We start from the raw sequence: 15,014 nt of genomic DNA on the forward strand, positions 1-15,014 counted from the left end.
CGTCTGTTTGAGCGCAGCGAGTTTAGCGAGACCCCGCCCAAGTTGAGCAGCGCAGCGGACCCTGCGCAGCAGGGCGTGCACGTCGGGTCGCCTTTCTTTGCTTACTTTCTTTGGCGAGACAAAGAAAGTGAGGCGCCCGCCGGGGCGCAATCCCGGCCTCCGACCTTCAACAAATGACAGAAGGAGCAGAGCGCAGCGACAGGCACTGCATGTCAAGGCATCAAGGCATCAAGGCAAGCCTGCCTCAATACCCCCTCAAATCCCGAATCCGATGCACCAAGCCCCCCCCACAAATCGTCTGCAACGTGCTGGTGAGCAGAGGAATGTCGTTGTCAAAACAGCCATGGCTGGCCGGCTCGCGCACGTCGGGCAAGGCGGTGAGCACCTTGTCGTCGTGCAGCACTTGCAGGCGGCTGGCCAGTTGGCTGTCGGCCACGGCGCGGTGCCAGGCGCGCAGGGTTTCGCCGGTGGCGGCGGCGCCGTCCCAGGCGTGTTCGTCTTGCGCGGTGTCGAACACGCGCTGCAGGCCCAGGATGGGGGTGCGGCGGTCGGCCTCGAGGGCGTTGGAGACCAGGTACAGCAGCGATTTTCGGTACACCAGCGCGGTGTTGTCGGCCCGCTCCAGCGGGTCGCTCAACAGGGCGATGTGGGTGCGCGGCAGGATGTCGGTGCCGGCATAGTGCTGGTTGGCAAAGGCCACCGTGCAGGCCGGGGCGTACAGGTGCACGCTGGGCACGGCGTCGAGGGCGGGCCGGCCGGTGGTGGCCCGGGTGGCTTGCAAGGCCGTGATCAGGTGGCCCAGCCACAGGCTGCCCGCCGAGTGGCCCACCAGGTGGATCTGCAGCTGATCGCCCCAGAGCTGGATCAGGTCGGCCAGGGCGTGCACCAGCTGATCGCCGGCACGGTGGCCTTGCCAGGCCAGTTGGGCGTTTTCCTTGATCTCTGACCAGATGGGGCGGGCCAGAGGGCGGCCCACGGTGGATTCGATCAGCGCATCGGTCTGCGCCCACAGGGCCTGGCCCCAGCCGGTGGCGGCAGGCTGGCGATGGCGCCATTGGCTGAACAGATCGGCCAGGCTTTCGAGCAGGCCGGTCTTCCAGACCACGAACAGCGGGTAGCAGCCATTGCGCTCGAACACCTGGCCCAGGGCCTTGCAGCGCTTGAGGCCGTCGGCCTCGCTGTTGAGGCCGCCGTGCACATAGATCAGCAGGCGTTTGGGGCTGTCGGCGGGCTGGGCACGAAACCAGCGATCGGGCAGCACCGTGACCTGGTAGGCCAGGCTGCGGCTGCGCTCGTCGGGGGTGAGGTAGCGGCTCATGCGGCCGTCGTTGCCCACCATCAGGGCGTGTTCGGCCAGCTGCGCGTTGGTCCAGGGGGGCTTGACCGAGGGGCCACCAGCGCCCTGCCCCGGTCGCTCTGGCCCACCGTGATGGGGCCGGTGTGCAGCGCCCGCCGCGCCCCCGGCCACCAGGCCGGGCACGCCCAGCGCGACCACCCAGGCATCCATGCCATGGGCCAGCCAGTCTTCGTAGCTGATCACCGCAAAGCCGTGGGCGCCCCAGGCGGGGCCCCATGAGTTTTGCAGCACAAAGCCGCGCTCGTTGAAGCCCACCAGGGCAAAGGCGTGCCCGGCGTCGCGGCGCACCACGCCGTCAAAGGCGATCACGGGCAGATCGTGGTGGCCCTGGGGCAGCTGGGTGACGGCGGGCAGCCGGGCCCAGCCCTCGTGCACAAAGCATGAGGCATACACCGCCCCCACAGTTTGCAGGGCGGCCTGCAGATCGGTGATGGCGCTGATCTGCACCCGGTAGTACACGCCCAGCGTGTGCTGCTGGGCCTGCTGCGCATAGCCGAAGCGCGGCGGGCCAGGGTCAAACGATTGGTAGGGCCACTGCGAGTCGAGGCACACGCCATGGTTGAACCAGCCGGTGATGGCGCTGCGGCAACTGGCGCCCTGGTTGGTGTCGCCGCTGTTTTCGTCGTAACGGCGGGCCATGTTGTAGAGCATGCGTGGGCTGACCGATTCAAACTGGCCAGGGCAGCCGGCCTGCACCCAGCGCAGGTAATTGACCACACCGGCCAGGCCAAAGCCGGTGCAGGCGCCTTCATGGCCCTGGTTCAGGATCAGGCCGGCCTGGGCGTACACGGGCAGCATGCGCTGCACCTCGGCCTGGGCGGGCCACTGGGCCAGCAGGTTGACGGGGGGCGGCGTGTAGGGGCGGTCGTTGAGGTCGGGGGTGTCGGGGCGGGCGTTGAAGCGCCGCCGGGTAGGGTGATGGTGGTGCGGGGCAGCCGTCGCCACCGGCGCAGCTGCAGGCCGGTCTGACGCGCCCGCTGCGGCTGACAAGGGCGCCGCAGCGGCCCCGCCCTGCCCGCCCCCCAGGTCATTGGCCTGGGCCAGGGCGAAGACGCTGCTGAAGCGGTCCAGCCCATGGGTGCCGCCGTTGACCAGGCGCCGGGCCGCGGCGTAGTCGCCCCGGGCCAGGGCCTGCTCCAGGGCGGCACGGTGACGCCGCAGAAACAGCGCCAGCAGCAAGGCGGCCACCTCGGGGGCGTTGGCCAGATCGGGGCGGGCCAGCAGGTCAAGCCCCAGCTCGCGGCCATAGCTGTCGTAGTTGCTGCGCCCCGTGAGCTGCACAAAGCCCCGGCCCTTGAACAAGGCGCCCTCGCCGCGCCGGTTGCCCAGGCGCCCGTCGTACAGGCCAAAGGGGGCACCCCCCGGGGCGGTGTTGTACTTGGACGGGAATTCAGAGATGGGCACAAAGCCCGAGGTCTCGGCCCGGATGGTGCCCAAGGCGGCCAGCACCAGGGCGCGCGAACAAAGCCCGGTGGCCCGCAGCGCCGCCAGCACATAGGGCAGAAAACACGACACGGCCGCGGCCTTGGCGCCCGGAAACAGAAGCTGCGCGGCAGAGGCCTGGAGCGCCAGCTCCAGGCCAGGCTGGCCGGGTGGCTCGAGGCCCAACGCGTGCAGGTTGCGCGGGCCCACCAAGCCGTCGGCAATCAGCCCGCGCCCGGCCTGCCAGCAGCGCAGCGCGCCACCCAAGGTGGCGTCGAACAGATCGCCTCCAGTGGCCAGGCCGGCATAGGGGGCGGCGGCCGGGCCCAGGGCCTGGACCAGGGTGGTTCGGAGTGCCACCACACTGGGGTGGGTGCAGCCTTGCTGAAGCAGGAGCAGGGACATGAGGGGGCCCTTTGCACTGGGGGTGAGACAAAACCGCAGGCATTATTGGCAAGCCCTGGCCTGGCTCGGCGCGCCACACCGCAGAGGCTTTGGTGGCCGCCACGGCAGCTGAAGCCGTTGACCCTGTACGGGCGCCCGCACAACCGGTGCACCAGGCTGCAGAGGGTGCGATCTGGTCAGTTGTATGACCAGCGGGCCGTGGTTGGCACTGGGCGGCAAGACTCTGCCGCCAGTGTTGGCAAGTGCAAGATCAGCGACGCTTTGTGGGTGCCACGACTGCCGCGCAGCGGGGGGTGCCGAGCGTGCTCAGTTGCGGGCGTGCGAGAGCTGAAAGCGCTCGATGTCGGTGTGGGTCTGGAGCGCGTTGGCCAGGGCGGGCAAGGAGGCGCCGGAGTCGCGGTTGACGGCCACGGCCACGAAGTTCCATTCGAACTGCTGATCGCGAACGCCGATGGCGATGGATTTTTCGGCCAGCACGTAGCCGCTTTGCAGCAGCAACTCGGCCACCTGGGCCTGGCTGGGCTGGCGGCCCGCCGCAAAATGCAGGTTGACGCCGATGGCATGGCGCGAGGGCAGCCGCGCCTCCAGGGTGGCGCCCCAGAGCATCAGGCTGGACGACAGCAGCGTGAGCGAAATGGCCGCCCCATAGAAACCGATGCCCACCAGCACCCCGATGGCCGACGAGGCCCAGATGGAGGCTGCCGTGGTGAGCCCGCTGATGTTGAGCCCTTCTTTCATGATGACGCCGGCGCCCAGAAAGCCGATGCCGGTGACGATGCCCTGCACCACCCGCGTGGGATCGATGCTGGCCGCATGCTGGCCATGGCCGGCAAACCAGTACTCGGGGTAGCCCACGAACACGGTCAGGGCGGCCGAGGCCATGCACACCATGCCGTAGGTGCGCATGCCCGCGGCGCGGCCGTGGTAAGACCGCTCGTAGCCCACCAGCAGGCCCAGCAGCAGGGCCCCGAAGATGTTGCAGAAGATGACGAGGTTGGCACGCAGCTCGCTGAAGGACCAAAAAGCATCCAGCCACTCTTTTGACATCAGGTCCATGTTCGATCTTTGTTGTTGTTCGGGCGCGGATCACCAAGGTGCGCCGAGGTGTGCAGAGGTGTGCCGCCGGCTGCCGTGGCCGGGCCTGACACCAGCCCGCTCAAACCATGACACGCCTTGTCACAAATTTATAACATGGCCCAGGCCTGCACCCATCGGCCAGAAGCTCTCATCGGGCGCACGCCCTCTCTTCGTCTATCAGTGAATCCGTCAATCCACCGACGCCGGATGAAAAGCTTCGAGGTCAAGCCCCGTCACGGGCTCAAAATGCCGAACGTTGGCAGATAGCAAAGTGAGGCCTTGTTCCAAGGCTGTTGCCGCAATCAAAGCGTCGGCAAGACGCAAGCCATGGGATAAGGCCAAGCTGTCGATGAGTTCGGCAGCGTACATAGAGATGGCAGGCGTCAGGGGATGAACTTCGGTTGCGCGCGCGGTCAAGCCCTTCTTGAGGCGCCCCAATTCAGTCTTGTTGCGGCAACCCTGGGCCAGCTCCATGTAGGTGATTATGGAAATTCGCCAGGGCCTGATGGTCGACAAGTGCCGGGCTGCCCCTGGATGACCTCGCGCAAGCCAAATGAGCACGTCCGAGTCGATGAGTGTTTGGCCTGTCATGCGAGGCATTGGCTTCCATGCTGGCCGAAAAACTCACAGACCCATGAACCGGCCGGAGCGCCAACGGCGCACGCACTGTTCGACATCAGCAGTGTCGTGACGGTCGCGCCACATGCCGAAGATCGGGTCTTCAGGGGTGGAATCAAACCCATCAGACTGCACGGAAAGATTGGCTTCAAGCTCAAGGTGCACGGTGACGTGAGAGAGCGGCCCGGGCTGTGTGGCAAGCCTGCTGCGCCAGGCCGCAGGCAAGTCGGACAAGGGGACATGCTCAATCACAATGGCATTCATGGGCAGCCTTCAATGGGGGCAAGAGGGGTGCAAAAAGAGGGGCAATACAAGCGGGCCCTACAGATCACAAGGCCCATCTGCCACTCAGTTTATGCAAGCAACCCGCCAGCCTGCCGCCAGTTGTCGGATCACGATCTCAAGGGGTAACGAAGTCGGCCCCCTGCCCCGCGCCATTCAGCCCCCAGGCACCGACCCGAAATCGTTCTCGACCCAGGCGCTGGCGCTGCGCTGGGTGAGCTTGAAGTCGGGCCGCACGCGGCGTTGGGCCACGGGCTCGCTGTAGGGGGGCAGATCGGGGTGGGCGTAGGCAGCCAGGGTGGCGTAGGGCTCGAACTCGTCGGGCACGATGTCGAGGGTGATGTGCCAGCGGGCGTCGCCCAGGGTCAGGTCCACGTTCTTGTGCAGTTGAGCGCGCAACTGCTGTTCGTGGCGGCGCAGCACCTCGCTGGCGGTCTTGACCAGGGTGTTGAAGGCGTTGGTGTCGAGCGGCTTGGGGTTTTTCTTGTCGCGGCCCATGGTCCAGGGCCCCACCAGGGCGGGCTCGGGCTCGCGGCCCTTGTACATGGCGACGGCCCAGCCGTCGTCGTCTTCGTTCTTGATGACGCGGGCGGTCCAGCCGTTGTCGGCCCACAGGCGGGGCTCTTTCACCACCAAGGTGTCGTCGGAGGCGTCAGTGGGGTCGGAGGACTCAGTGGTGGGGTCGTGCGGATCGGGAAAGGACAAAACAAAAGCCAAGGCAAGGGAAGAAAGCGCAGCATCTTACGCGCTGCGCTCTGGGGGGGCCGGCTTGCCCCGGCCAGACCCGCCAGCCGGTTCAGGCCAGCAAGGCGGCCACGTGCTCGCCGATGGCCAGCGAGCTGGTCAGGCCGGGCGACTCGATGCCGAACAGGTTGACCAGGCCGGGCACACCGTGAACCGGGGGGCCTTGGATCACGAAATCAGGCGCGGGCTGGCCGGGCGGCGCGATCTTGGGCCGGATGCCGGCATAGCCGGCTTGCAGGGCGCCGTCGGGCAGCTCGGGCCAGTACTGGCGCACCTCGGCGTAGAAGGCGTCGCCCCGGGCGGGGTCGACCACCAGGTCGTCGGGCGAATCGACCCACTGCACATCGGGGCCGAACTTGGCCTGACCGCCCAGGTCGAGCGTGAGGTGCACGCCCAGGCCGGCGGCCTGGGGCACGGGGTAGATCAGGCGGCTGAAGGGCGCGCGCCCGGCCAGGGTGAAGTAATTGCCCTTGGCGTAATGGGCCTGGGGCACATGGGCCGCATCCAGGCCGGCGAAGCGGCGCGCCAGATCAGGGGCGGCCAGGCCAGCTGCGTTGACCACACTGCGGGCACACAGGGTGGTGGGGCTGCTGCTGTCGGCCGCGTGCAGCACCAGCCCCTCGGGCGTGACTTGCGCGCTGTGCAGGGCCGACTGCACGGCCAGGGTGCCGCCGGCGTTTTCCAGATCGCCCAGCAGGGCCAGCATCAGGCCGTGGCTGTCGATGATGCCGGTGCTGGGCGAGTGCAGCGCGGCCAGGCACTGCAGGCGCGGCTCCAGCGCCAGGGCCTGGTCGCGGCTGAGCAAGGCCAGGTCGGTGACGCCATTGGCGGCGGCCTTGTCGACGATGCCTTGCAACTGGCCCAGTTGCTCGGGCTGGGTGGCCACCAGCAGCTTGCCGCAGCGCTGGTGGGCAATGCCGCGCGCCTGGCAGTAGGCATACAGCAACTCACGCCCGCGCACGCACAGGCGGGCCTTGAGCGAGCCCTGGGGGTAGTAGATGCCGGCGTGGATGACCTCGCTGTTGCGCGCACTGGTGCCGGTACCAAATGTTTCGGCACTTTCCAGCACCAGCACCTCACGCCCCTGCAGGGCCAGGGCACGGGCCACGGCCAGGCCCACCACACCGGCGCCGATGACGACGCAATCAAGCTGCTCCATCACAGCGCCCTGGGGTCGACCGTCAACAGGCGCTGCACCAGGCCTTGCAGGTGTTCGCGCAGCGGGGCAAAGCCCGCGTTCGGGGCCAGGGTGGTTTCGTCCATGTAGAGCTTGCGGTTGATCTCCAGCTGGATGCTGTGTCGGTGGCTGGCCGGGTGGCTGTAGCGGCGAACCAGTTCCACACCCTTGTAGGGGTGGTTCAGGGCCACGCTGTAGCCCAGGGCACGCAGGTGCTCGCAGATCAGCTCGGCCAGCGCGGGGCTGCTGGTGCTGTGGTCGCGGTTGCCCACCACGAAGTCGGCATGCGCCTCGCCCGGGAACTCGGTGGCGTGGCTGGAGGCCACGGCGGGCATGGAGTGGCAGTTGATGTGCACGCTGTAGCCGTGCCGTGCATGGGCGGCGTCGATGGCCTGGGCCACGGCCGCGTGGTAGGGCACCCAGCAACGTTCGATGCGGTCTTGCACCTCGCCCACGCTCAGGTGCCGCTGGTAGATGGGCAGGCCGCCGTCGGTGCTGCGCCAGATCAGGCCTTTGCCCAGTCGCACCTTGCTGAGCACCTTGGGGTCGGTGGCCACCGGGCCGGGCCAGGGGCTGTCGAACAGGGTGGTGTCGATCTCGGTGGTGTCGCGGTTGGCATCGAGGTAGCTGCGCGGAAACAGCGCCTCGACCCAGGCCACGCCCAGGGCGGGCGCGAAGTCGTACAGCTTTTCGACATGGGTGTCTTCGGCCTGCCGCAACAGGGGCAGGGGCACGGCGTACTGAAAGTCGTCTGGGTAGAAGGTGCCGCTGTGGGGCGAATCGAGCACCAGTGCACTGGTGCCCTCCAGGGTACGGATCAGGTCTGCAGTCATGACTGGATTGTCCACCAGCCTGGAAGCCCTGCCCAGGGGCGAGGACAGGGATCTTGGCCATACCGTTGAACCAGCCATAGCAGCCTTTAAACTCCTGACCATGCAATGGCTGCGCTCTACCCGATCACTGACCCACCTGGCACTGGTGTGGTTTGTGTTGGCCTTCGGGGCCGCGGTGGCCTCGCCCTTGATCAAGCCCGAGGCGTTGACGCTGGTGTGCTCGGCCAATGGTGGCATGAAGCTGCTGGCCAGCAGCCCCGATGGCGAGGACCAGACCACCGGCCAGGCCAGCCAGAGCGGGCATGCGCTGGACTGCCCCTTGTGCCTGGCGCTGGACGTGCCGCTGGTGTTTGCCAGCCTGTTTGCCCCTTTTGAATCGCCGCTGGCCCCGCAGTTGCAGCCCACCGTGGTGGCCCACCTGGCGGTGGTGGCCGGCGCACCGCTGCCCCCACGCGGCCCACCGGCCCGCGCCTGAGCCGGGTGCCCAGGGCTTTGCGCCCTCCTCTAAGCCCTTTTTCGCGCCCTCTTTAGCGCTCTTCTCTCCCATTTTTCTTGTCTGCCCCAAGGCCGCGGCCAGTGCCGCGCTGGGGGCTGTCTTGTCTTGTGACCGGCTCGCCGAAGGCCTTGGGCTTTGCGGCGGCAGGTCTTGCGCCGCCCCTGCCTGGAGCGGGGGCGGCTGCATTGTTGCGAATGCTTTGAAATGACTCATCTTGAAAATCGAAACCTGCGCCGCCCCGTGGCGCTGGCCGCCTTGCTGGCCCTGGGCACCAGCCCTGGCCTGAACGCCTGGGCCCAATCCACCCTCACCAGCCCCGCCGGTGAATCCACCCTGACGCTGGGCACGGTGCAGATCACCGACAAGGCCCAGGGCCCGCTGACGGCGCGCAACGTGCTGAGCTCGGTGGACGTGCTGGGCGGCGCCGCGGTGCAAGACACCTCGGTGGACTACAGCTGGGAGCTGCTGCAACGCGCCCCGGGGGTGCTGGTGACCCCGTTTCGCCAGGGCACGGATGCCGGGCGCTTTTCTTTTCGGGGTTTCAACGGTGAGGGCCGGGTGAATGCGGTCAAGCTGTTGATCGACGGCATTCCCTCGAACGACAACGCGGGGGGCATGCCGTTTCTGGACGCGGTGTTTCCGCTCGACATCGAGAACATCGAGGTGGTGCGTGGCACCAACGACCCGCGCTACGGGCTGAACAACATCGCCGGCAATGCCAACGTGAACACGCGCATCGGTGGCAACGAGACCCAGATCAACACCACGCTGGGCAGCTTCAACACCCGCGAGGTGCAGTTGGCCAAAGGCATCGAGACCGCCAACTGGACGCAGAACTACTTTGTGGCCTCACGCGACTCGGACGGCTGGCGTGACCATGCCAACGCCCGCAAGCTGGCCGTGGCGGGCAAGTGGTTCTACACCACCGATGACGGCCGCCACCGCGCCGGGCTGAGCGTGCGCCACTTCGAGAACGACGCGCTCGAATCGGGCTATCTGAGTGCCGCCGCCGCGGCCAGTGCCCCGCGCTCATCGCCCAGCTATGCCTCAGCCGACCGCAGCACCCGACACACCAACCAGGTGGGACTGTTCCACGACGCGCAGCTGGGTGATTTGTCGTGGAGCACCCGGCTGTACCGCAACACCTACACCAACCAACGCTGGGTGCGCTTCACCCAGGCGGGGGTGCAACAAGAGCGTGACTCGGACGAGAACCAGGACGGTGCCATCAGCACCCTGACCTGGCGCCCGCAGGTGAGCTGGGCGCATGAGTTGGTGCTGGAAGGCGGTGTGGATTACCAGCGCCAGACCAACCTGAGCCAGCGCTACCGCACCGTCGAGCGGGTGCGCACCTCGCAGATCCGCAACTGGGACTACACCCTCAGCAACCAGGGTGCCTATGTGCAGGCCATGATCCGGCCGGTGCCCGAGCTGAAGATCGTGCCGGCGCTGCGGGTGGACCATTTCAGCGGCACGCTGGTGGACCGCCTGGCTGGCAGCACCCTGCCCCTGAACGCCTACGGCACGGTGCCCCAGCCCAAGCTCAGCGTGGTGTACTCGCCCTGGCAGAAGGCCAGTGTGTACGCCAACGTGGGGCGCACCTTCCAGATCGGCACGGGCATCGATGCCTACCGCGCCAGCACACAGAAGCGTGACCTGTCGGCCTCGCTGAACGACGGCTGGGAGCTGGGCCTGAAGTTCTCGCCCCATGAGGGCCTGGACGGACGCGTGGCCTACTGGGAACAGAAAGCCAGCGGCGAGGTGGCGCGCACCCTGGGCGTGGATGGTCTGGTGGACACCGGCGGCCAGGGCAACATCGGCCGCACGCTGCGCAAGGGCTACGACCTGCAGCTGAACCTGCGGCCCACGGGCAAGGTGTCGGGCTGGGTGAGCTATTCGCACCAGCAGGCCACCATCACCGCCCCCGACCCCAGCGCCCCGACCACCCTGGGCAAAGAGATCGAGAACGTGCCGCACTACGTGGCCTCGCTGGGCGCTGACTACCAGCTCAACAGCGGCTGGAAGATCTCGGCCTGGGGCACGGCCCAGGGCAGCTACTACGTGGAGCGCAGCAACACCCTGGGCAAGTTCGGCGGCAACGTGTTGCTGAACCTGTCGGCGCAGTGGCGCATCCAGCCCGACCTGACGCTGCAGTTGCAGGTGCGCAACCTGGCCAACCGCGCCTATGAGTACGTGTGGTACGACAGCGGCTCGTGGGGCCACTCGCCGGGTGACGGCCGCGCCTACTACGCGACGCTGGCCTGGAAGTTCAAATGAGCACGGCCACCGCCTTGCCCCCAGCTGAGACAGGCGCCCCGGAGCCGCATGCCGGCTTGCTGTATCGGCTGCTGTGGCGCTGGCATTTTTATGCCGGCTTGCTGGTGTGGCCCTTTGTGCTGCTGCTGTCGCTCACAGGCGGGCTGTACCTGTTTCACGACCAGGTGGACACGTGGTGGCACCACGATCTGCTGACCGTGCCCACGCCCCAGGCCAGCGAGGCCTGGCCGCCAGAGCGCTTGCTGGCGGCGGCGCAACAGGCGGTGCCCGGGCAGTTGCTGCGCTGGAACCCGCCCGAAGCCCCCGGGCGCTCGGCCCGCATCGACCTGCTCACGCCTGCAGGACAACGCGTGTGGGTGTACTTGAGCCCGGCCGATGGCCGGGTGCTGGGCCAATTGCCCGAACGCGGCACGCTGGGCTGGACGCTGCGCCATCTGCACAGTCTGAAGATCGTGGGGCCGAAGGCCCGCGCCCTGATCGAGATTGCCGCAGGCTGGACGGGCCTGCTGGTGCTGAGCGGCCTGTACCTGTGGTGGCCACGGGGCCGCAAGCAAGGTGTGTGGCGCCTGCGCCGCTGGCACCCGGGGCAACGGGTGTTCTGGCGCGACCTGCATGCCGTGGGCGGGGCGGCGGTGGGCGGGGTGTTGCTGTTTCTGGCGCTCACCGGCATGCCCTGGTCGGGCGTGTGGGGGGCTTGGGTGAACCAGTGGGCCAATGGCGCCAACTGGGGTTACCCGGCCGGGCTGCGGGTGCAGCTGCCCATGTCGGGCCAGCGCCTGGCCGAGCAGGCGGACACGAACTGGTCGCTGACACAGGCGCGGCTGCCCGAATCCAACCCCGGGGGCGAGCACGCCGGGCACGGTGCGGCCGCCGCACCGCCCTTGCCGGAGGGCCAAGCGGCCGGCGGCCTGCCGCCGATGCTCGACCTGGCCCAGATCTGGCCCCGGGTGCAAGCCCTGAACCTGGCACCCGGGCTGAGCCTGAGTGCACCCAACGGGCCGCACGGGGTGTGGATCGCCTCGGTGTACCCGGCCGATCTGAGCCGCCAGCGCGTGGTGCACCTGGACGCCTACAGTGGCGCCGTGTTGCTGGACATGGCCTGGCGCGACTACGGTGCCGCCGGCCGCTGGATGGAATGGGGCATCAATGTGCACCTGGGACAGGAGTGGGGCTGGGCCAACCGCTGGGGCCTGCTGCTGGTGTGCGCCGTGGTGGCGCTGTTGTGCCTGGCGGCCCCGCTGATGTGGTGGTGGCGCCGGCCGAGCGGGCGCCTGGGCGTGCCCCGGCTGGCGGGCACATCGCCGCTTTACTGGCGCCTGCTGGCCTGGCTGCTGCCGGCCTGCCTGCTGTTCCCGCTGGCCGGCGGGGCCTTGCTGGCCGTGCTGCTGCTGGATGCTGCAGTGCTGAGCCTGGGGGCGCGTGCACAAGGTGCCCAGTCAGCAAAGCCGAGCTGATGCTTTTTTGAGCAGCGTAACAATTGCCTTTGCAAATCAAGCACTTGAAGCACTGCTCCTGCCTCGGCACACGGCTTGTCCACAGGCTTGTCCAGAAAAGGCGGGGATAGATCGGGTTGGCAGCCGGCCCAGGCCGGCTCAGGCCTGTGCGGGCTGCTGCGCCAGGTAGCGCAGAAAGTCGTCGAGCTTCATGGGCTTGGCAAAGTGGTAGCCCTGACCGTAGCGGGCGCCCATCTCGCGCAGTTGCCGGGCCTGCTCTTCGGTTTCGATGCCTTCGGCGATCACCTCGCTGCCGATGGCCTTGGCGATCGCGATGATCTCGGGGATCAGGGTGGAGCGGATGGTGGCGTCGGCCATCTCGAAGACAAAGGATTTGTCGATCTTCAGGTAATCCGGCGCCACGCGCTTGACGATGCCCAGGTTGGAGTAACCGGTGCCAAAGTCGTCGATCGAGATGGCAAAGCCATCGGCCTTGAGGCGGGCCAGCTCAGGCACCAGGGCGCTGGAGAAGTCGTACTCGGTCACCTCGAGCTCGATGCGCAGGTCGCTGCGCCCGCTGTCGTACAGGGCGGCCGTCAGGTGCGGCAGGATCAGGTCGCGGCGCAGGTTTTGCGGAAAGAAATTGAGGGCCACCGAGAAGTGGGTCTGTGGTGGCAGGGCCGCGCCCAGTTCGAGCAGGGCGTGGCGGCTGACGGCCGCATCAAAGCGCCAGCCCAGGTGCTGCTGGGTGAGCGCCGGGATGAACTGGTCGGGGTACAGCAGGCTTTGCCCATCCTGCAGGCGCGCCAACACCTCGCAGCCGATCACACGCCCGGTGGCCAGCTCCAGAATGGGCTGGTAGTGGCACACCACATTGGCCGGCTGGCACAGGTGGCGGATCAGGAACTCCATCGAACTCAGGTAGCGCCCCAGCCGCACCAGCGCCGACCCGGCCAGCCAGCCCAGCACCATGCACAGCAGCACATAGCCAGCCCCGATCCAGGGGTGGCGCTGGGCCAGATCGCCCAGGCCCAGCACCGACTGCACCGAAATCGGGCTGACCCCGGGCACCGAATTGGTCACGCGCCACACGCGTTGCTGCCAATCAAAGCCGATGTGCGGGGTGTCCAGGTTCGCCATGGCGTCGGTCTGTGCGCCCAGCACGCCCACATAGGCCCGGCGACGCTGGTGCACATTGCCGGCCCAGATGCCGTCGGCGTACTGGGCGAACACCTCTTGCGTGGGGTTGTCGTCGATCACCACCTGGAAGCGCCCGCGTTCGATCACCGTGGCCCGCAGATCGGCCGGTGCCAGGAGCGAGAAGGACTGAAGCGGTGTGTTCAACAGGTAACGCCCCACCGAACCATCGATGCCCTGGCCGCTGCGCGCCCAGGGCTGAGGCAACTGCCCCGAGACCGTGCTGCAAAAAAGACGCCCCTGCTCATCGAGCAGGCCGATCTGGCGCACGTCGCGGTTCTTGAGCAGCAGCACGCGCAACTGGGCCAGGTTGTCGGGCGTGCATTCGGCCCGGTACGAGGCGTTGAGCAGATCCAGCGTCAGCCGCACGTTGTCCTGCAGGGTGCGCATGCGCTGCAGCACCTTGGCGTGGCCCTGGTCGATGGTCTGCACCCGCACCTGCAAGGCACCCCAGGCGATCAGCGCCGCCACAATGCTGGCCAGCAGCCCGCCCCCCAACCAGCCCACCAGGCCAGCACGCCGCCCCAGCCAACGGCAGACTGGAACAAGCAAACTGCGCCGGGCTGGGGACATGTTCATGGTGGAGCGGATACGGATTCCGCAGTATATGGGAGGGCACAACGTGCCACTGAGCGGGCCCTGCTTTGCAGGTGGGCCCGCGTCACCGCAGACGCGCGAGTTGCAGGAATTCAATCCTGCTTCGGCGCCAGCCAGGTGGTTACCGGGTTCAGTCTAGCGTGATCTTGGCGTAGGCGCTGACGCGCTGCATCTTCTCGATCTCGGACTTGATCTCGGCGCCGAACTCTTCGGGGCTGGTGCCTGTGGCAAACAGGCCCTGGCCGGCCAGGCGCTCGCGCACGGCGGGCTCTTTGAGGGCGCGCACCACGGCCTCCTGCACGCGCACGATGGCGGCCTTGGGCGTGCCCGCCGGGGCCACCAGACCGAACCACGAAGGTTCGTTGCACACATTGAGGCCCAGCTCACCGTAGGTGGGCACGTTGGGCAACACTTCGAGGCGCTTGTTCCATGAAACGGCCAGCGCGCGCAGCTTGCCCGACTGGATGTGCGGCAGCGACGCGGCCACCTGATCGAAGTAGACCATCACCTGCCCGCCCACCACATCGTTGAGCGCGGGGCCGGCTCCCCGGTAGGGGATGTGCAGCATGAAGGTGCCGGTGGCGCTCTTGAACAACTCGCCCCACATGTGGCCGATGGTGCCGGTGCCCGGCGTGGCGTACGAGAGCTTGCCGGGGTTGGCCTTGAGGTAGCGCAGGAACTCGGCGTAGTCCTTCACCGGCAGGCCGGCGTTGACCACCAGCACGCCCGGGGCCTTGACCAGTTCGGTGACGGGCGCGAAGTCTTTGATGGGGTCGTAGGGCAGCTTCTTGTAGACCGCCGGGTTGACGCCATGGGTGGAGACGGTGGCCACGGCCAGGGTGAGCCCATCGGGTGCGGCGCGGGCCACTTCGGCCATGCCGATCGAGCCCCCTGCCCCGCCCTTGTTGTCGACCACCACGGGCTGCCCCAGCAGCCGCGCCAGGGGCTCGCTGATGGCGCGGCCCGTGATGTCGGTGGCCCCGCCGGGCGGGAAAGGCACCACCAGGCGCAGGGGGCGGGTGTCGGCCAAGGCCGGGGTCTGGCTGGCGGCGGCAGCCGCGGCCAGAGTGAGCAGATGACGTCGTTGCATGGGAGGGCG

12 protein-coding genes are annotated in these 15,014 nt (G+C 67.8%); 3 read left to right on the forward strand and 9 right to left on the reverse strand.

Translation table 11 applies throughout. The annotated features are described in order from the left end of the window. Positions 1 to 244: 244 nt before the first annotated feature. The 7 genes from L880_RS0128815 to L880_RS0128845 all read right to left on the reverse strand — a co-directional run bounded on the left by L880_RS0128815 (position 245) and on the right by L880_RS0128845 (position 7,915). Positions 245 to 3,184 carry a C1 family peptidase gene (locus L880_RS0128815; protein ID WP_027478542.1) on the reverse strand — a complete coding sequence of 980 codons (2,940 nt, stop codon included), beginning with the start codon at positions 3,182 to 3,184 and terminating at the stop codon, positions 245 to 247. A 306-nt stretch (positions 3,185 to 3,490) separates the two neighbouring features. Beyond that, a complete protein-coding gene (locus tag L880_RS0128820; RefSeq protein WP_027478543.1) occupies positions 3,491 to 4,240 on the reverse strand; it encodes an MgtC/SapB family protein in 750 nt (249 codons plus the stop codon). A 210-nt stretch (positions 4,241 to 4,450) separates the two neighbouring features. Further along, positions 4,451 to 4,861 (reverse strand): type II toxin-antitoxin system VapC family toxin, encoded by a 411-nt coding sequence (locus tag L880_RS0128825; RefSeq protein WP_342669196.1) that lies wholly within the window; start codon positions 4,859 to 4,861, stop codon positions 4,451 to 4,453. Positions 4,862 to 4,885: 24 nt separating this feature from the next. Next, positions 4,886 to 5,143: a hypothetical protein gene (locus tag L880_RS0128830; protein WP_027478545.1), complete on the reverse strand. Its 258-nt coding sequence runs from the start codon at positions 5,141 to 5,143 to the stop codon at positions 4,886 to 4,888. Positions 5,144 to 5,317: 174 nt separating this feature from the next. After that, positions 5,318 to 5,866, reverse strand: a complete 549-nt coding sequence (locus L880_RS0128835; protein WP_027478546.1) for a hypothetical protein — start codon at positions 5,864 to 5,866, stop codon at positions 5,318 to 5,320. A 91-nt stretch (positions 5,867 to 5,957) separates the two neighbouring features. Next, positions 5,958 to 7,064, reverse strand: a complete 1,107-nt coding sequence (locus tag L880_RS0128840) for an NAD(P)/FAD-dependent oxidoreductase (RefSeq protein WP_027478547.1) — start codon at positions 7,062 to 7,064, stop codon at positions 5,958 to 5,960. Continuing rightward, complete coding sequence (locus L880_RS0128845) at positions 7,064 to 7,915, reverse strand: N-formylglutamate amidohydrolase (protein WP_027478548.1); 852 nt, start codon at positions 7,913 to 7,915, stop codon at positions 7,064 to 7,066. The genes L880_RS0128840 and L880_RS0128845 overlap by 1 nt, the downstream gene beginning before the upstream one ends. A gap of 100 nt (positions 7,916 to 8,015) precedes the next feature. Here L880_RS0128845 and L880_RS0128850 point away from each other — a divergent pair, with 100 nt between their 5' ends. From L880_RS0128850 to L880_RS0128860, 3 genes are all read left to right on the forward strand, one after another. After that, complete coding sequence (locus L880_RS0128850) at positions 8,016 to 8,390, forward strand: DUF2946 family protein (protein WP_027478549.1); 375 nt, start codon at positions 8,016 to 8,018, stop codon at positions 8,388 to 8,390. A gap of 225 nt (positions 8,391 to 8,615) precedes the next feature. Continuing rightward, complete coding sequence (locus tag L880_RS0128855; RefSeq protein WP_043330988.1) at positions 8,616 to 10,688, forward strand: TonB-dependent receptor; 2,073 nt, start codon at positions 8,616 to 8,618, stop codon at positions 10,686 to 10,688. Then, on the forward strand, positions 10,685 to 12,142 hold the full coding sequence (locus L880_RS0128860; protein ID WP_027478551.1) for a PepSY-associated TM helix domain-containing protein: 1,458 nt from the start codon (positions 10,685 to 10,687) through the stop codon (positions 12,140 to 12,142). The genes L880_RS0128855 and L880_RS0128860 overlap by 4 nt, the downstream gene beginning before the upstream one ends. 138 nt (positions 12,143 to 12,280) lie before the next feature. On the opposite strand, the gene L880_RS34630 is transcribed toward L880_RS0128860, so the two are convergent. Then, positions 12,281 to 13,897, reverse strand: a complete 1,617-nt coding sequence (locus L880_RS34630; protein WP_084461726.1) for an EAL domain-containing protein — start codon at positions 13,895 to 13,897, stop codon at positions 12,281 to 12,283. Between the two features lie 148 nt (positions 13,898 to 14,045). Then, positions 14,046 to 15,005: a tripartite tricarboxylate transporter substrate binding protein BugE gene (locus L880_RS0128870; RefSeq protein WP_027478552.1), complete on the reverse strand. Its 960-nt coding sequence runs from the start codon at positions 15,003 to 15,005 to the stop codon at positions 14,046 to 14,048. Between the last annotated feature and the right edge of the window lie 9 nt (positions 15,006 to 15,014).

Source organism: Curvibacter gracilis ATCC BAA-807 (assembly GCF_000518645.1).
Lineage (GTDB): Bacteria > Pseudomonadota > Gammaproteobacteria > Burkholderiales > Burkholderiaceae_C > Curvibacter > Curvibacter gracilis.